The sequence below is a fragment of the Lysinibacillus sp. FSL M8-0355 genome, assembly GCF_038008985.1.
In the GTDB taxonomy this organism is placed as follows: domain Bacteria; phylum Bacillota; class Bacilli; order Bacillales_A; family Planococcaceae; genus Lysinibacillus; species Lysinibacillus fusiformis_D.
The window spans coordinates 3,786,143-3,805,200 of sequence record NZ_JBBPAI010000001.1 but is presented as its reverse complement, the minus strand read 5'-3'; the positions used below and the strand labels follow the sequence as shown (position 1 = coordinate 3,805,200).

The window sequence follows — 19,058 nt, the reverse complement described above, 5'->3', positions numbered from 1 at the left end:
AAACAAATAAAAGGGAGTGTCATAAATGAAAAAGTTATTAGCAGGATTATTTTTATCTATACTTGTACTAGCATTAGCAGCTTGTGGTACAGATAAAAAGGAAGATGCCAATTCAGCATCTGATCAAACAGATAGTAAAGACAATGTAACATTAAAAGTAGGTGCTTCTAATACACCACACGCAGTCATCCTAGATAAAGCAAAACCAATTTTAGCTAAAGAAGGCATCGACCTTGAAATTGAAACTTATACAGATTATGTTCTTCCAAACCAAGATCTAGATTCAAAAACACTTGATGCAAACTATTTCCAACATATTCCATACTTGGAGTTACAAATTAAAGATAATGGCTATGATTTCGTGAATGCTGGTGGCGTTCATATTGAACCAATCGGTATTTACTCAAAAAAATATAAAACTTTAGAAGATCTGCCTGAAGGCGCAACAATCTTACTTTCTAACTCAGTATCAGACCACGGTCGTATGCTATCATTACTGGAAGCTAAAGGCTTAATTAAATTAAAAGAAGGTATTGATAAAACGGCAGCAGAAATAAAGGATATTGAAGAAAATCCTAAAAACTTTAAATTTGATGCGAATACTGCACCAGAAATGCTTGTACAAATGTATGAAAATGATGAGGGCGATGCAGTACTTATCAACTCTAACTTTGCGATCGATAATGGTTTAAATCCAATCGAAGATGCTATTTCTCTTGAAGACAAAGAATCTCCATATGTGAATATCATCGCAGTACGTGCAGGCGACGAAACAAGACCAGAAATTAAAAAATTATTAGAAGTATTAACTTCTAAAGAAATCCAAGACTTCATTTTAGAAGAATGGAAAGGTGCAGTAGTACCAGTACAATAATTCAAAGGGTAAGTGAGTGATCTAACTCACTTACTTTTTTATTAGCCCCCTCAAGTATCGCTTATTAATGGTACTTGAGGGGGTTATTTTTATTGCAATTATTAAAAAGTTGATTTATCAACTATTAACATCAATCAGTGTTGTTTTTAATCAAATTATTTTAGAGTTAGAAAGTAATTCTGAAATTATTTGTTAAATAGGATGAACATTATTGCACAAATATTATTAAATTACATAAAATATAGGTGTTTATGATTATATTTTATAATTGTTTAGAAATTGTTTAGTTATAATTAGTACTATATAAATGTTGATGAAGTTTTTTTGAGTTAAATTTATTTTTTTAATCTATTTTGACTAGAAAAATCATACGTAAGTATGTAGCGATGAAAGGAGTCTGTACAGTACGATGATGAGAAGTGACAAATTACTTTGCAAAATGCTTGCCATGAATAACTATGGTCAAACGAAGCTGTAACGAAAAGAACGATGACAATGGACTACTAGATTAGATAAAGGAGTAATTTTTTATGACAATTGAAACGACATCATTAAGCAAAGCTTTATCAAAAAAAATCCACACAAAAAAAGCTACAATTGGGGTTATTGGGCTTGGCTATGTAGGGTTACCATTTGCAGTGGAAATGGTTCAAAGTGGGTTTCAGGTAATAGGCTTTGATAAAAACCAAGATAAAATCATGCAGTTACAAAATGGTCATAGTTATATCGCTGATCTACCTAAAGAAAATATACAGCAAATGATAAAGAGTAATCAATTTGAGCCAACGAATGATTTTTCTAAGCTTTCACAAGTGGATGTCGTTATGATTTGTGTGCCTACACCTACTACTGCAGAAGGAACTCCCGATATTTCATATATAAAAGAAGCAACACATACCATCGGACAATATATCAAGACGAATGGGTTAGTTATTCTTGAAAGCACAACGTATCCTGGGACAACAGAAGAAATTGTCCAGCCTATTTTAGAAAACTATGGTTTTGCGATTGGTCAAAATTTATTTTTAGCCTATTCACCAGAACGTGTGGATCCAGGAAATATCAACTTTTCCGTATCGAATACGCCTAAAGTGGTTGGTGGAATAACCGCAGCATGCTTAGAAGTATCAAAGGTCTTTTATGAAACAGTCATTCATACCAATGTTTGTCCTGTTTCAAGCCCAAGAGTGGCTGAGATGGAGAAATTGCTGGAAAATACATTTCGTCAAATTAATATTGCCCTTGTCAACGAGTTAAGTCAGATTTGCTACAAAATGGATATCGATATTTGGGAAGTCATTCATGCAGCTTCTACAAAGCCATATGGTTTTATGCCATTTACACCTGGACCAGGAGTAGGAGGGCATTGTATTCCAGTCGATCCTAAATACTTATTGTGGGCAGGACAACAACACGGGATCTCGGCAACGCTAATTGAAGCGGCAGATAAAGTCAATGATTCCATGCCTCATTTTGTTGTGAACAGATTAGAAAACTACTTACGTCTACAAAGTAAAGAGCTGTGTAAGGCAAACATTGTTGTCATTGGCGTTACTTATAAGCCCAATATAAATGATTCACGTGAATCTCCAGCACTTCGTGTTATTCAACAACTACTAGATAATCAGTGTCAGTTAAAGATTATCGATCCTTTTATTGAAACCTTTTCTGTAGAGCAAGCTCTTGTCAAGACGGACCTACTAACAGTAGAAATAATCCAACAGGCAGACGCAGTATTAATTTTAACGAATCATTCAGATATTGATTACTCTTTAATTGACCAACAGGCTTCTTTAATTTTTGATACACGAAATACCCATTTTCTGTTTAAAAATAAAAATTATTACAAATTATAAGGAGAATTCATGGGAAATGAAACAACTTAAACTATGTGGTCTGCTCATTCTACTGTTGTTAGCAGGCTGTCAATCTACTCCTAAAGAAACGATTCACCCAGTTGATTCTACCATAGACGTCAAAAAATCTGATGGTACTATGAGTGACTTAATCAGTCATGCCAATATAGTTGTGCCAAAGGTTGCCTTAACATTTAATGGCTTCGCAGATAATGAAACGATGGAGTTACTACTGACAAAATTAGATGAATCGAATATGAAAGCAACCTTTTTTCTCGAGGGGATGCGTGTTGCTCAGGAGCCAGAGCTTGTTAAAGAAATATTAAAAAGGGGACATGAGGTGCAAAATGGTACATTGACATTTCCAGATGTATCAACTTTAGATTATGACCAAACGTATGAAGAAATCGTTTTAACCAATCAAATTTTTAAAGAGCATTTAGGTTATACACCACAATTTGTTCGCAGTCGCTCAGGTGATGTTACCGATAATATGCGCTTAGCAGCAGCAGCACTAAATATGAAGGCCGTTATTGGATTATCTATTAATCCACTTGATCGAAAAATGCAAAGTGCTCAGGAATTGATCGACTATATCGGCCAATATATTGATAGGGGCTCTATTATTCATCTCAACACATACATTAACCCTGCTATTATGGATGCCATTCCTTTATTAGCCCAATTAGCGAACGAACGGGAGTATACCTTTACTACTTTAAGTGATTTATTAGATGAGCGCTATTTAACAAAGTCTGTAGAAGAAATAGCTGGTTATGATGCTGTTAGCCCCAATTTAAATTATGAGCAGGTCAAGCCGAATTTATATTATCGGAAAGAGACGACTAAAAAGGAGATTGCCATTACTTTTGATGACTGGGCACATGAAAAAAGAGTAAAAGAAGTGTTGGATATTTTACGTAAATATGAAATCAAAAGCACCTTTTTCTTAATCGGTAGTGGCGTGGAGAAAAATCCACAATTAGCAAAGATGATTGTAGAGGAAGGTCATGAGGTAGCCAGTCATTCCTATTACCATCTAGATGTTACGAAAATGACACCCGAAGATTTACAGGACGATTTAGTAAAAGCACATAGGGCTTTGACCTATGCGCTACAAGAGCCACCTCTACTCTATTTTAGACCAGCACAAGGCATAATGGATGAGCGAACAGCCAAAATCATCACTGCTGCGGGCATTAAAACGATTGCTATGTATGATATAGCTTCTTTTGATTGGAATTTAGAGTATACAGCACAAGACATTTATGATCGAGTGATGTCTAGGGTCGGGCCAGGAAAGGTCATTGTCATGCACATTTTAGATGGAACTAATACGGTAGAAGCACTGCCACTCATCATTGAAAAGCTGCAACAAGATGGTTACAGCTTTAGTAAAATGTCGACGTGGATTGAAGAAGATTCAAATAGGGATGTGAATGAATGATGAAAACGAAAAAAGAGGTTTTAACCATACCACGCTCTGATCGTCGGATTTTATCAAATATTCCTGATCCCGAAAATGTACGGAGCCTTGTCAATCGGCGTGGAGCATCCTACCAGAAAGATGAAATTGATCCTGCCGATGTGAATGAAATTTATCGGCTCCAACAACTAAGCTTGCGCTATGAAACTCATTTTGAGGTGCAAATTAAACGAGCACGACGTCAAGTGAGTTCAGACAAATACTATGCGGAGGATATTTCAGTAACAGGTATCCTTGTTTACACGAATCAGCCCCATCATTTACTCATCGATGAAATTTTAACAATGAATTTTACAATACCAGGTGGAGCGATGCCTGAGGGCTATGAAGCTAAAGTAAAGTTAAAGGCTAAGGTTAAACGTTTTTTTACGAAAGAGATAGATGGACAAATTCGGTATTACGTTGCCTGTGAATTTTTACAGCCTTTGAATGAATATATGACAAAAAAACGTTGGGGCATTTCTATTTTTATGGCAAGTTTATTTTTATTGGTTGTATCACTTATTGTCATGTTAATGCGAGCCGAAAGTGTGATTTACTTTAGGTTTAATAAATTTTTATATTTATATAGTATTATTGCGGCTACGTTTCTACTAAGTAGATATATATTTGGTATTTTCTATAAGAATGTACCAATCAATCCGAAGTTTGAACCAGGTGTATCGATTATTATCCCCGTGTTTAATGAGGAAGAATGGATTCATCGCACAATTTCAAGCTGTATCAATCAATATTATCCAGTAGATAAATTAGAAGTCATTGTTGTGGATGATTGTTCAACAGATCGTACGGAAGAAAAGGCAAAGGACATGATTGACCTTATTCATCAAGAGGGCCAGCGTTTTAGGACAAATGATCGCTTACAGTTTTATAAGCTGCCACAAAATGGAGGGAAACGGGAAGCGTTAGTAGCTGGTGTTCATCAAGCAAAGCATGATTTAGTTGTTTTTGTGGATTCAGATAGCTTTTTAGAGCCACATGCAATCCGCAATTTAGTACAGCCATTTCAAGATCCTAAAATGGGCGGTGTAGCTGGCCGAACTGAGGTTGAAAATAAATTTACGAATGCTCTAACGAAATTACAAACGGTCCGTTATTATATCGCCTTCCGCATTATGAAAGCGGCTGAATCATGGTTTGATACGGTTACTTGCTTATCTGGGCCATTAGCATGTTATCGAAAAGAGCTTATTTTAAAAAATGAAAAGGCCTGGCTCAATCAAAAATTTCTTGGTCAGCCAGCGACATTTGGTGATGATCGCAGTATGACTAACTATATTTTGAAAACGCATCGAACAGGTTATCAGGACAATGCCATTTGCTCAACGATCGTACCCTCTGACACAAAAGTTTTTTTATCACAGCAAATGAGATGGAAACGCTCTTGGCTAAGAGAATCATTACGAGCATTTTTATTTATGTGGAAAAAAGAACCGTTTATGTTCCTTTTCTTCATTATTGGTTTAATTGTGCCGATTGCTGCACCAATTGTCGTTGTTTATAACTTAATTTATGTACCACTGATGTATGGTATTTTTCCAACCACTTTTTTAATTGGCTTACTACTAATGGCCATGTTAATGAGTTTGGCTCATTTATTCTTTAGAAAAAGTAAATTATGGGGATTTGGCTTTATCTTTGTTCTCTATTATGAATTTATTTTGCTTTGGCAGATGCCAGTTGCTTGGGTGACGTTTTGGAAATCTACATGGGGGACAAGGGAGACACCTCAGGACATTCTCGCGAAAGAAAAGAAAATGGAAAAGCAAAAATTACGAAAATCCCGATTTTCGATGTTAAAAATTAGAAAAATGGGTGAGAAGGAATGAATGAGAGAAATATAGAACTCCAGCCAGCAAAAAAAAATCGTCGAAAAATCATCCGTTCAATCGTGCAATTAATCATTGTAGTTTTGTTAGCTGTTATTTTAATAAAAGCTGTATTTTTAACAGAGAAACGAACAGCTGAAACGGTACCATTAAACAATAAAGAGGGCTTTATTGCTCTTTCCTATTTCGGTGTGAGTAGAAATGATTCACCTAAATATGTGTCCAAAAAGAATTTAGAAGAACAATTAACATTGCTAGAAAAGCAAGGTTATCAAACCATTACGCAACAGGATATTTTAGATTTTTATCAAAAAGATAAACCATTGCCAGAAAAAGCATTGTATTTATCGTTTGAGGATGGACGAACAGACTCCAGTATTTTTGCTCAAAATATTATGGAAAAATTAAATTATAAGGCGACGATGTTTACGTATGCTAATAAAATGGATACGCGAGACAATAAATTTTTAAAGCCTAAAGATTTAAAGCTAATGGAACGAAGCGGTTATTGGGAGCTAGGATCTAATGGATATAGGCTAACCTATATTAATATTTTTAATGATAAGGGACAGTCTCTTGGTGTGATTGATGAAAATAATGTACCAAATAAAACAACGATAGAATACTATAACCACTATTTAATGGACTTTATTCGAAATCAATATATGATTCCAAGTGAAACACGATTAGAGATGGAAAAACGCATTCGCAAGGATTACACATTGATGGAGGAAATCTATCAACAGGAGTTTGGCGAAGTGCCGAAAGCCTATGCAATTATGCATGCCAACTCACTGTATAACAATATGGACCCACTTGTTCAGCATGTCAATGATAAGGAAATTAAAGACAAGTTTCGTATGCACTTCAATTTAGAGTTAGGTGCCTATAATGATCGAGAGGCAGATTTGTATAATTTAAATCGCTTGCAAGTCTCCCCCTATTGGTCAACCAATCATGTCATGATGAAAATCCGTCAAGCTAGTAAACAAAATGTTGAATTCAAAATAGGGGATCTTTCATTAGCACAGAAGTGGGATGTAATGAACGGTGCTGCTGAATTTGAAAACAATGAAGTTACGTTAACATCAGCACCATCAAGTGAAGGGAGAATTCTCTTTAAGGAAGCCTTACCCGAAAACTATCAGGCGCATTTTACTTTTAAGGGAAATGTTGTGGGTCAGCAAACCTTCTATATTAATTACGATGAAAAAACGAATAGCTATTTGCGAGTTGCATTAGTAGATAATGAGATTGTGATTAGCGAAAAATTACCAGGAGCAGGAATTGTTGAAAAGCAGCGTTTTCAGTTAAATGAAATAAAATGGAATGAAGAGGAATATGCCTTTAACAAAGCGACCGTTTATTCCTATCAAGATACACAAAATGGGTCACGGATTAATGACAAAGAATACCCAAGAAACTTAACGAAAAAAAGAGTATTTAACATTACCGTGAATAAGGATAAAATAGAAATAGATGTTGATAATGTATTATCCGAGACCGTTCAAATAAATCCATTGTTACAAGGGTCACAAATTGGATTTGGTGCATTGTACAGTAAAAAGGATACTTCACATGAACAGTATGCAGATGATATTTACGATACATTGATAGAGGATATATTAATTACAGACAGTAAAGATCAAAACATATTTACGAACCAATATACGAATTTTGAGAAGGTGAAGCATAAAACCATCACCATGTTTAATCATGTTGTGGATTTCTTTATTGAAACCTTCTAAATCGGGGTGAAATTTGATTCAAGTGAAGAACTTTGTATTGTTTATATGTATAGCACTACTATTTATCACTGCTTGTAGTAATAGTAAAGAGCCACCAGCTGAAGCAAAGGTAGGAATAAAGGACAAGGAGAAGCTTCGATTGTCCATCTGGTTACCAGAATGGCAAAATAAATCTGCGATGGAGGATGTGAAAAATTCTCTAGATGGATTACAAGATATACGGGTTTTCGGTGCTTATTTTAATAGCAAAGATGAACTATTATTAACTGAAAATGCGATTGACATGCTACAACAAACGCAGCAACAATTTAATGATTCTCATCCTGTAATCCTAACGCTTATCAATGATTATGTAACAGATAATGCCCCTTCTGTTCAAAAGGACAGTACGCTTTTGCATAGACTCGTGCAGGATTCTTCTGCGAGGCAAAAGCATATCAATAATATTTTGCAAGTAGTCGATCAATACCAAGTGAGTGGCATTGAGATTGATTATGAAAAGGTAGCACAGAAAGACCTTCGAAACTACATTCTTTTTTTAAAAGAGCTGTACAAAGCTCTTTCAAAAAAGGATGTGACATTACATGTCGTTCTAGAGCCAAGTTTTCCATTTAATATGAAATTGCCAAATGGACCAATCTATACTGTCATGGCCTATAATGTTCATGGCTATCATAGTGGTCCAGGTGCGAAGGCCACTTACTCTTTTCTCAATGATTTAGTGAGAAAAGTGAAGAAGTCTAATCAGGATTTAGCGATTGCCTTTGCTACAGGAGGCTTTGATTGGGTAGCCGAAGGTCAAATTGTTGCTTTAACAGAGCTTGAGGCTGAACAACTATTAGCTGAAACGAATGCAGTGAAGCAGCGTGATAAGGGGAGTGGGGCCGTTTATTTTACGTATGTAGATGATGACAATGTCAGTCATGAGGTTTGGTATGCAGATCAAGAAACACTTGAGAAATGGGTAAACTATATACAAAAAAGAAGCTATCATGACGTGGTGCTATGGCGTGCTGGAGGCTTAGGTGCAAGAACTTTACAATGGATCAGTGAGCAATCAATTGAATAGCATTCGTGAAAAAAAATCGCCTTTTCAGGCGATTTCAGACTGTAGACAAACTCGATGAATTTTGAGTTTGCCTACAGTCTTTTTTCTTTTACAATAAAATAAAGTAAAGCCGTTGATTTCCACTACGGGCGGGGTCGAGCTGCTTCCCTCACTTCGCTCAGTCCAGGATCTCGACTTTCCCGCTTTTCCCGCAGGAGTCGCCGCCCTTCGTTCCAATCAACTTCTACATAAAGCTCTATCTACATAGGGTGTTGAAAATTAAACTTTTGAGGTGATCAACCATGATGACGAAGAATCAAACCAATGAACGTGAACAATTAGAAATGTTAACGATTGATCAATTAGTTCCCAACGATCATTTAGTGAGAAAACTGGAGGCTGCTATTGATTTTTCATTTATCTATCCTTTAGTAGAACATCTCTATTCACCTAATGGGCGTCCAAGTATTGATCCTGTTGTTCTCTTTAAAATGACGTTTATTCAATATGTTTTTGGCATTCGCTCCATGCGTCAAACCATCAAAGAAATTGAAACGAATATGGCGTATCGCTGGTTTTTAGGATTTGGCTTCCATTCAGAAGTCCCGCATTTCTCTACCTTCGGTAAAAATTATGTCCGTCGCTTTCAAGACACGGATATATTTGAACAGATTTTCTATCGTATATTAAAAGAGATTATGCATCAGGGACTCCTCCATGCAGACCATTTATTTATCGATTCCACGCATGTGAAAGCGAGTGCGAATAAACGGAAGTATGATAAAAAGGTTGTGCGAAAAGAAACACGGGCTTATGAAGAAAAACTTCAATTAGAGTTAAATATGGACCGTGAAGAACACGGAAAAAAGCCCTTTCCCCCGGAGAAGTTTAAAAAGGAAGAATGGAAAGAAATAAAGGAAAGCACGACAGATCCTGAAAGTGGCTATTACGTAAAGGATGAACGTACGAAACAGTTTGCGTATTCTTTCCATGCAGCCACAGACGAAAAAGGCTTTGTCTTAGGTGCCATTGTGACTCCGGGAAATGTGCACGATAGCCATGTATTGCAGCCACTTGTTGAAAGGGTCATTCAAAATGTTCAAAAACCATTAGCTGTTGCAGCAGATGCAGCCTATAAAACACCAGCGATTACGAACTTTTTGTTAGAGAATCAAATGTTGCCTGTTCTTCCGTATACACGTTCTAAAACGAAAGATGGATTCTTCCGAAAGCACGAGTATACATATGACGAGCACTATAATTGTTATCTTTGCCCACAAGGGCAGATATTGAAGTATGCGACAACGACGAAGGAAGGATATCGCCAATATAAATCGAATCCTTTGATTTGTGCGAAGTGTCCAAGCCTTGCCCAATGTACAGAAAGTAAGCATCATCAAAAACTCATTCAACGCCATATTTGGGAGTCGTATGTGGAGGAAGCTGAACATTTACGCCATTCCTATGACATCAAACAAATTTATGCAAAGCGTAAAGAAACGATTGAGCGTGTCTTTGCCGATGCAAAAGAAAAGCATGGTATGCGATGGACAACCTTAAGAGGTCTGAAAAAATTGTCCATGCAGGCGATGCTTACTTTTGCTGCCATGAATTTGAAGAAACTGGCTACTTGGACGTGGCAAGTAGCTTAAGAGAGCAACTAAGCTCGAAGAGTATGTTGAATTTGGTAGTATATTACCAAATGTTAAAGATAAAATAGGAAGAAAAATGACAAAAGCCATCGAGAGTGAACTTCTCGATGGGCTTTTGTCTACAGTCTGAAATCGCCTTTTCAGGCGATTTTTTTCATAGTATTGAAAGTGAAAGGTGAAAAGGGCTTTTCGTTTTAGGAAACTTGCTTGCCGCTTGTTGTGCAGAATAAAAGCAGTTGCCCCCTGTCACGCTATCCTACGGGAGTCAAGTAGTCTGCCACTCTCATCTGCAAAGTGATAAAGGTTGCACAAATAAAATGATGGTGTTCATTACTCATTTAATCGATGGCTGTTGGGACCAATACTTCTTCACATTGAAAATAATAGCCTATCCTTTCTCTAATAATAGGCTATGTTCCTTAAGTTAGTAAGAAAGACAAAATGCAGTATGGTTGATTAGAGTAGAGCCAGCGTCACTCTTAGGGATTAGCGTCACAGCGGAGACCTGGAGCGAACGCGGTGAGTGAAGCGGCTCATCGGATGCCCCTTGGAAAGGATGCTGGCGGAACGGAAATCAACCTCTCGCCTTGTCAAAAAGTCTTTCTCTGCTATTGACATCGCCTTTTTATTGGAATTGGGAAAGACGAGAAAAGAAATGTTTCACAAAATCTAAAAAGATTGCTTCAGATGGTGCGATTTCTCGATTTACGGGTGAGATAATGCCAACAGTTCTAGGTATTGTGGGTGATTCAATTGGAACCTTGACGGTAAATCGAGCGGCTGAATCATATAAGGAGCTTTCAGGTAATAGACTAACACCTATACCAGCAGCTACTAAACCTTTCAGTGCATCCAAATCCTCACCTTCTGAAATAACATTTGGTAAGAAGCCTGCAGCACGGCAAGCATCCATAGCTACTTTATGTAATATATAGCCATCTGGAAATAAGACAAATAAATCGTTTTTCAACTCTGCTAGCTGAATACTTTCCCTTTTAGCTAATGGGTGATTAGCGGGTAGTAGTGCGGCGATGTTCTCAGTGAACAGAATTGTGGACTGAATGGATTCGTCCTTAGGGGGTAATGGTCCCAAAAAGGCTAGGTTTAACTCCCGGTTTTTGACCGCATAGATTAAAAATCGATAAGATCCTTGACGTAGTTGGAATTGTAAATCGGGATATTCTCGTTTAAAGGCGGATATAACAGTAGGCAGAACATAGCTAGCCAAACTTGTTGGAAAGCCAATTTTAATAGAACCTTTGGCAGGATCCAAATATTCTTCTACTTGCTTTGCCGCAAAATCAATGGCCTTTAAGGCTGTAATGGTATGCTCAAGAAATGTTTTCCCAATGGGAGTTAATTTCACATTTCGACCAACGCGCTCGAACAATGGCGTGCCTAATTCATCTTCAAGGTTTGCGATTTGCCGACTGATGGCAGATTGGGCTACATGAAGATGCTCCGCGGCCTCTGAAATATGCTCCCGTTCAGCAACCTCTACAAAATAGCGTAATTGACGTAACTCCACAAATATTCACCTCTATTAATCTAAAAATAAGATTGATTTTACCTTAATTATATATTATTTAAGATGAAAAATGATTGTAAATGTCAAAATAATAATTAGAATATTATGTTATCTTGCGAGATGGATTTGGTTATTGAAGTCTAGAAGAAACTTTGCTTAAAATATCTTGTTTTTAATTGATTCCATTTTAATGAAATAGGTTATAGTATAGTTATGGTTGTTTATGCAAATTTGTCATAAAACCGCTACAATTAACACTTTCCAAGGGGTTTTCACTATGTAGCTAGATGAAATCTATTCTCAATTAGGGATATTTCATTGAAAATGAAGAAAGTCTATTCTCATTGTCTAGCTGAACTAGTAATAATCTGAAAATGCTTATAAATCCTTTGTTTTTCAATATTTTATTTGAGAAATGGGAAAGTAATTGAAATGGTTTGCATAGAGAACGATTTTCAGTTAAGATTAGAATGATAATAATTAAGGAATGGTTGACCCATTCACTGAACACTATGGAGGTATTTTCATGTCAACTTTAGTTATTAAAGATCTTCACGTTGCGATCGACGGGAAAGAGATTTTAAAAGGCGTAAATCTTACAATTAATACAAATGAAATTCACGCAATCATGGGGCCAAACGGAACTGGTAAATCGACACTAGCTTCTGCAATTATGGGTCATCCTAAATATGAAGTCACTTCAGGTACTGTAGAGCTTGATGGCGAAGATGTACTTGAAATGGAAGTGGACGAACGTGCTCAAGCTGGTTTATTCCTAGCAATGCAATATCCATCAGAAATTGCTGGTGTAACAAATGCTGATTTCTTACGTTCGGCGATTAATGCACGTCGTGAAGAAGGCGATGAAATTTCATTAATGAAATTTATTCGTGAATTAGATAAAAATATGGATTTCCTAGAAATGCATGAAGATATGGCTCAGCGTTATTTAAATGAAGGTTTCTCTGGCGGTGAGAAAAAACGTAATGAGATTCTTCAATTAATGATGATTAAACCAACATTTGCAATTTTAGACGAAATTGACTCTGGACTTGATATTGATGCATTAAAAGTAGTATCAAAAGGCATTAACGCAATGCGCGGTGAAGGCTTTGGCTGCTTAATGATTACACACTATCAACGTCTATTAAACTACATTACTCCAGATCATGTACACGTAATGATGCAAGGACGTGTTGTAAAATCTGGTGGTGCAGAGCTTGCACAACGCTTAGAAGCAGAAGGCTATGATTGGATTAAAAAAGAATTAGGTATCGAAGAAGAAGCAGAAGAACAAGAAGCATAAGAAGGAGGACGAACTAGCATGACAGTGGAACTTAACTTGCCTGTAACAGTACAGGACGTGCGCTCGTTCTCAGAAGCAAATGGTGAACCAACTTGGTTTACAGAACTTCGCGCGGCAGCACTAGACAAAGTAACTGGTTTAGATTTGCCAAAACCAGATAGAACGAATATTACAAAATGGGATTTCATGGAATTCCCGCAATTGGCGGTTCATAGTGAGGCATTCTCTTCATTGGATGCTCTACCTGAAGAAGCAAAAGGGTTAATTGACCTTGAATCACAAGAAAACCTATATATCCAACGTAATAATACACCAGCGTACATTAAGACATCGCAAGAACTTATTGATAAAGGTGTTATTTTTACTGATATTTTCACAGCAGTCCGTGAACATGGTGAACTTGTTCAAAAATACTTTATGACAGAAGCTGTTAAAGTGGAGGAGCATAAGTTAACAGCACTTCATACAGCGCTTGTTAATGGTGGTGTGTTTGTATACGTACCAAAGAACGTAATCATTGAGCAACCACTTCAAGTTGTTTTCCTAAACGACAATGCAGAAGCTTCATTATACAACCACGTTTTAGTAGTAGCGGAAGCTAATTCTGCTGTAACTTATGTAGAAACATATATTTCAACAATTGAAGAGGCAAAAGGTCAAGCAAATATTATTGCAGAAGTCGTTGTCCAAGATAATGCACAAGTAACATATGGTGCAGTAGATGTACTTGCAAAAGGCTTTACGACATACGTAAATCGTCGTGCACGTTTAGCACGTGATGCAAAAGTTGACTGGGCTCTTGGTTTGATGAATGACTCAGATACAATCTCTGAAAACATTACACATTTAATTGGTGACGGTTCTCATGCAGATACAAAAACAGTAGTAGTTGGTCGTGGAGAACAAAAACTTAACTTCACTACGGAGGTTCGTCACTGGGGTAAAAACTCTAACGGGCATATCTTAAAGCATGGTGTAATGAAAGATGCAGCTCAATCAATCTTTAACGGTATTGGCTATATCGAGCATGGTGCGACAAAAGCAGATGCACAACAAGAATCACGTGTATTAATGCTGTCAGAAAAAGCTCGTGGGGATGCAAACCCAATTTTATTAATTGATGAAGATGATGTAACAGCAGGACACGCAGCGTCTGTTGGTCGAGTAGATCCATTACAGCTTTATTATTTAATGAGCCGTGGTATCTCAAAAGCAGAGGCAGAGCGCCTTGTTATCCATGGATTCCTTGCGCCAGTTGTTACGCAATTACCAATTGAGGGCGTTCAAAAGCAACTGACGGAGGTTATTGAAAGGAAAGTTCGCTAATGATGAATAAAGACATTAAAAGCTATTTCCCAATTTTAAATCAGGATGTCAACGGTCATAGACTTGTTTATCTTGATAGTGCTGCAACGTCTCAAAAACCTGTTCAAGTGATTGAAGCTATTAAAGCATATTATGAATTTGATAATTCTAATGTTCACCGTGGCGTGCATACATTAGGAAATCGTGCAACAGATAAATATGAAGGTGCACGTGAAAAAGTTCGTAAGTTTATCAATGCACAATCAACGCAGGAAATTATATTTACACGTGGCACAACAACGGCTTTAAATACGGTGGCGTCAAGTTATGGGCGTGCTAATGTCGTGGAGGGTGATGAAATTGTTATTACCCATATGGAGCACCACTCCAATATTATCCCTTGGCAACAGCTGGCTAAAGAGAAAAATGCAACATTGAAATACATTGAGCTAGAAGCAGATGGTACTATTAGTCTGGAGAAAGTTCGTGCAACAGTCACACCTAAAACAAAAATCGTTTCCGTATCTATGGCGTCAAACGTCCTTGGAACAATAAATCCAATTAAAGAAATTGCTCAAATTGCACATGCTAATGGTGCGGTTATGGTAGCCGATGGTGCACAAGCTGCCCCACATATGAAAATCGATGTGCAAGATTTGGATGTGGATTTCCTCGGATTCTCAGGGCATAAAATGTGCGGACCAACTGGAATAGGTGTACTATATGGTAAAAAGGAACACCTTGAAAAGATGGAGCCAATTGAGTTTGGTGGCGAAATGATTGATTTTGTCGGGCTTTATGATTCAACGTGGAAGGAATTACCGTGGAAATTTGAAGGTGGAACGCCTATTATTGCAGGTGCAATAGGTTTAGGTGCCGCTATTGATTTCTTAACTGACATTGGGCTAGATAATATTGCAGCACATGAGCATAAGCTTGTAGGCTACGCAATGGATCAGCTTGAGACAATTGACGGTTTGAAAATTTTCGGCCCACGTGATCCAATGAAGCGTTGTGGATTGGTGACATTTAACTTAGATGATGTACATCCACATGATGTTGCAACGGTGCTTGACATGAATGGGGTTGCTGTTCGTGCAGGACATCATTGTGCACAGCCACTAATGAAATGTCTTCAGCAAGTAGCAACAGCGCGTGCAAGCTTCTATCTGTACAATACAGAGGAGGATATTGACCGTTTAGTTGCAGGGTTACGTTCTGCGAAGGAGTATTTTGGAGATGTCTTTTAATAATTTAGATCAACTATATCGTTCAGTCATTATGGATCACTATAAAAATCCTCGTAATAAAGGATCTTTAGAAGAGGATGCTGTAACGATTGATATGAACAATCCAACATGTGGCGACCGCATTCACTTAACATTAAAAGTGACTGACGGTATCGTAGAGGATGCAAAATTTGACGGCGAAGGCTGCTCTATTTCCATGTCCTCTGCATCGATGATGACACAGCTCATCAAAGGGAAAAAGGTTGAAGAAGCAATAGAGCTTTCAGATATTTTTTCTAAGATGATGATGGGGGAAGAGTATAGCGATAAATACGACCTTGAGGATGTAGAAGCACTGCAAGGTGTTTCACAATTTCCTGCACGAATTAAATGTGCGACATTAGCTTGGAAAGCAATGGAAAAAGGCGTGAAATAAATCTTACATCCTTGTTGCTTGGATGAAAGCGACATGGCTTTCATCCAAGACAAGGGTTGAATACCTGGAGAAAATACATCTCAGTGAACGGAGGAGAAACGATGGCTAAAAAAATGCCTGATATCGGCGATTACAAATACGGATTCCATGACAAGGACGTATCAATTTTCCGTTCAAAACGTGGTTTAACTGAAGAAATCGTCCGTGAAATTTCAAATATGAAACAAGAGCCAGAGTGGATGCTTGAGTACCGCTTAAAAGCACTTGAAACATTTTATACAAAACCAATGCCACAATGGGGTGGCGATCTTGGAGATTTAGATTTTGATGAAATTACGTACTACGTAAAACCATCAGAAGCTACACAACGATCATGGGATGAAGTACCTGATGAAATCAAAGCTACATTTGATAAATTAGGTATTCCAGAAGCAGAACAAAAATATCTTGCTGGTGTATCAGCACAATATGAGTCTGAGGTAGTTTATCATAACATGAAAAAAGACCTTGAAGATCTTGGTATTGTGTTCAAAGATACTGACTCAGCTTTACGTGAAAACGAAGATATTTTCAAACAATATTGGGGCAAAGTAATTCCTTACACGGACAATAAATTTGCTGCATTAAACTCAGCTGTATGGTCAGGTGGATCATTTATCTATGTACCACCAGGTGTAAAAGTAGAAACACCATTACAAGCTTACTTCCGTATTAACTCTGAAAACATGGGTCAATTCGAACGTACATTAATTATCGTGGACGAGGGTGCACACGTACATTATGTTGAAGGTTGTACAGCACCTGTTTATACAACAAACTCTTTACACTCTGCAGTTGTAGAAATTGTTGTACGTAAAGATGCTTATTGCCGTTATACAACGATTCAAAACTGGGCGAATAACGTTTACAATCTTGTAACGAAACGTACAGTTGTTGAAGAAAACGGTACAATGGAATGGATTGATGGTAACATCGGTTCTAAGTTAACAATGAAATACCCAGCATGTATCCTGAAAGGTGAAGGTGCTCGTGGTATGACATTATCCATTGCATTAGCAGGTAAAGGACAGCACCAACATGCTGGCGCAAAAATGATCCATATGGCACCAAACACATCTTCAACAATCGTATCGAAATCGATTGCTAAACAAGGTGGTAAGGTAACTTATATGGGACAAGTTCGTTTTGGTCCTAAAGCTAGTGGTGCACGTGCGAACATCGAATGTGACACACTGATCATGGACAATCAATCGACTTCTGATACAATTCCGTACAACGAGATCTTAAATGATAATGTTTCTTTAGAGCATGAAGCAAAAGTTTCAAAAGTATCTGAAGAGCAATTATTCTACTTAATGTCTCGCGGAATTTCTGAAGAAGAAGCGACAGAAATGATTGTAATGGGCTTCATCGAGCCATTCACAAAAGAACTACCAATGGAATACGCAGTAGAAATGAACCGTCTGATTAAATTCGAGATGGAAGGTTCTATCGGGTAATTAACTTACCACCCCTAGTCACAGTAAAACTTGTGACTAGGGGTTTTTTTATGATCTGATATATCAGATCGAAAATGGATTTTTGTAATATATTAAAATAATACTGGATTTTTGGATGAATACATACTAAAATGATAATGAGAATCAATATCAATTGAAAAGTAGGAGCTGATAAAATAATTTCATGTTCAATGCTTCAATATGCCAGATGACATAGCTATTTGTCATAACGATAACAATTTAAAGGAGATTATTGTCAATGAAAAAGAAGTTTCTATTTATTAGTGTCATCGCATTATTTATGCTGATCCTAGCAGCATGTGGTGAGAAAAAGGCTGCGGAAGAGGAAACATCCACAGATACGCCAAAAGAAGAAGCAACGCAAACAAAAGATAAATCTACAAATGAAGATGGTACGAGAACAATTGAATATCTTGGTGAAAGCTATGAAGTACCAGAAAAGGTCGAGAGAATTGTTGTAACAGGTGCTATGGAAGCGATGGAGGATATGGTTGTTCTTGATGTTCATCCAGTAGGAGCTATTGCTATTGGTGGCAAATTCCCTGAGCTATATGCTTCTGTAACAGACAAAGCAGAATCAATTGGTGAGAAAATTAAACCAAATTTTGAAAAAATATTAGAATTAGATCCTGATGTCATTTTAGGTTCAACAAAGTTCCCAGAAGAAGTACAAAGTAAATTAGAGAAAATTGCTCCTACTATTTTAGTGTCACATATATCGACGAACTGGGAGTCTAATTTAAACTTATTAGCTGAATTAACAGGTAAGCAAGCAGATGCAGAGAAAATCTTATCTACATATAAGGCAGATATTGAAGCTGCTAAAACGACGTTAACTGAGAAACTACAAGATAAAAAAGTAGCTGCTGTTCGTATTCGTGGTGGACAGGCTTATGTTTATCCAAAAGAAGTATTTTTAAATGCTGTTCTTTATGGAGAACTCGGTTTAGCAGTGCCTGATGAAGTTGCGAAAGCAAAAGCACAAGAAGCCATTTCTGTGGAACAACTGGCAGATATGAACCCTGATTATTTATTTGTACAGTTTTCAACAGATGAAAATGCGGATGCACCAAATGCTTTAGAAGACTTTAAAAACAATCCAATCATCCAAAATATTAATGCCTTTAAAAATGACCAAGTGTTTGTCAATGTACTTGATCCATTAATGGAAGGTGGCCCAGCTTATAGCCGAATTAAGTTTTTAGAGGCTATCCAACAAAATCTTGTGAAATAATAGGTAG

The 19,058-nt window shown here is 37.1% G+C and carries 14 protein-coding genes; 13 read left to right on the top strand and 1 reads right to left on the bottom strand.

Features of this window, described 5'->3' with window-relative positions; genetic code table 11:
• The first annotated feature begins 25 nt into the window (after nt 1-25).
• The 7 genes from MKY46_RS18615 to MKY46_RS18585 all read left to right on the top strand — a co-directional run bounded on the left by MKY46_RS18615 (nt 26) and on the right by MKY46_RS18585 (nt 10,493).
• On the top strand, nt 26-874 hold the full coding sequence (locus MKY46_RS18615; protein ID WP_036119645.1) for a MetQ/NlpA family ABC transporter substrate-binding protein: 849 nt from the start codon (nt 26-28) through the stop codon (nt 872-874).
• Nucleotides 875-1,404: 530 nt separating this feature from the next.
• A complete protein-coding gene (locus MKY46_RS18610; RefSeq protein WP_036119647.1) occupies nt 1,405-2,730 on the top strand; it encodes a nucleotide sugar dehydrogenase in 1,326 nt (441 codons plus the stop codon).
• A gap of 16 nt (nt 2,731-2,746) precedes the next feature.
• Nucleotides 2,747-4,177: a polysaccharide deacetylase family protein gene (locus MKY46_RS18605; protein WP_230593769.1), complete on the top strand. Its 1,431-nt coding sequence runs from the start codon at nt 2,747-2,749 to the stop codon at nt 4,175-4,177.
• Nucleotides 4,174-6,045 carry a glycosyltransferase family 2 protein gene (locus MKY46_RS18600; protein WP_330493981.1) on the top strand — a complete coding sequence of 624 codons (1,872 nt, stop codon included), beginning with the start codon at nt 4,174-4,176 and terminating at the stop codon, nt 6,043-6,045. The genes MKY46_RS18605 and MKY46_RS18600 overlap by 4 nt, the downstream gene beginning before the upstream one ends.
• On the top strand, nt 6,042-7,793 hold the full coding sequence (locus tag MKY46_RS18595; protein WP_036119668.1) for a polysaccharide deacetylase family protein: 1,752 nt from the start codon (nt 6,042-6,044) through the stop codon (nt 7,791-7,793). Before MKY46_RS18600 ends, MKY46_RS18595 begins: the two co-directional genes overlap by 4 nt.
• A gap of 22 nt (nt 7,794-7,815) precedes the next feature.
• A complete protein-coding gene (locus MKY46_RS18590) occupies nt 7,816-8,862 on the top strand; it encodes a glycosyl hydrolase family 18 protein (protein ID WP_230593772.1) in 1,047 nt (348 codons plus the stop codon).
• 281 nt (nt 8,863-9,143) lie between these two features.
• The gene (locus MKY46_RS18585; protein ID WP_340835071.1) at nt 9,144-10,493 is read left to right on the top strand and encodes an IS1182-like element ISBsp5 family transposase; all 1,350 of its coding nucleotides are present in this window, start codon (nt 9,144-9,146) and stop codon (nt 10,491-10,493) included.
• A 625-nt stretch (nt 10,494-11,118) separates the two neighbouring features.
• Here MKY46_RS18585 and MKY46_RS18580 read toward each other — a convergent pair.
• Complete coding sequence (locus MKY46_RS18580) at nt 11,119-12,021, bottom strand: LysR family transcriptional regulator (RefSeq protein ID WP_340835069.1); 903 nt, start codon at nt 12,019-12,021, stop codon at nt 11,119-11,121.
• A 526-nt stretch (nt 12,022-12,547) separates the two neighbouring features.
• On the opposite strand from MKY46_RS18580, the gene sufC reads away from it, so the two are divergent.
• The 6 genes from sufC (at nt 12,548) to MKY46_RS18550 (ending at nt 19,051) form a co-directional block, all read left to right on the top strand.
• Nucleotides 12,548-13,327, top strand: a complete 780-nt coding sequence (gene sufC / locus MKY46_RS18575) for a Fe-S cluster assembly ATPase SufC (protein WP_036119680.1) — start codon at nt 12,548-12,550, stop codon at nt 13,325-13,327.
• Between the two features lie 18 nt (nt 13,328-13,345).
• A complete protein-coding gene (sufD, locus tag MKY46_RS18570) occupies nt 13,346-14,653 on the top strand; it encodes a Fe-S cluster assembly protein SufD (protein ID WP_036119683.1) in 1,308 nt (435 codons plus the stop codon).
• Nucleotides 14,653-15,882 (top strand): cysteine desulfurase, encoded by a 1,230-nt coding sequence (locus tag MKY46_RS18565; protein ID WP_340835066.1) that lies wholly within the window; start codon nt 14,653-14,655, stop codon nt 15,880-15,882. The genes sufD and MKY46_RS18565 overlap by 1 nt, the downstream gene beginning before the upstream one ends.
• Entirely contained in the window at nt 15,872-16,297 is a 426-nt protein-coding gene (gene sufU / locus MKY46_RS18560) for a Fe-S cluster assembly sulfur transfer protein SufU (protein WP_036119698.1), read from the top strand. The genes MKY46_RS18565 and sufU overlap by 11 nt, the downstream gene beginning before the upstream one ends.
• Nucleotides 16,298-16,398: 101 nt before the next feature.
• Nucleotides 16,399-17,796 carry a Fe-S cluster assembly protein SufB gene (gene sufB, locus MKY46_RS18555; protein WP_036119701.1) on the top strand — a complete coding sequence of 466 codons (1,398 nt, stop codon included), beginning with the start codon at nt 16,399-16,401 and terminating at the stop codon, nt 17,794-17,796.
• A gap of 259 nt (nt 17,797-18,055) precedes the next feature.
• Nucleotides 18,056-19,051 carry an ABC transporter substrate-binding protein gene (locus MKY46_RS18550; RefSeq protein WP_036119704.1) on the top strand — a complete coding sequence of 332 codons (996 nt, stop codon included), beginning with the start codon at nt 18,056-18,058 and terminating at the stop codon, nt 19,049-19,051.
• Nucleotides 19,052-19,058 lie beyond the last annotated feature (7 nt).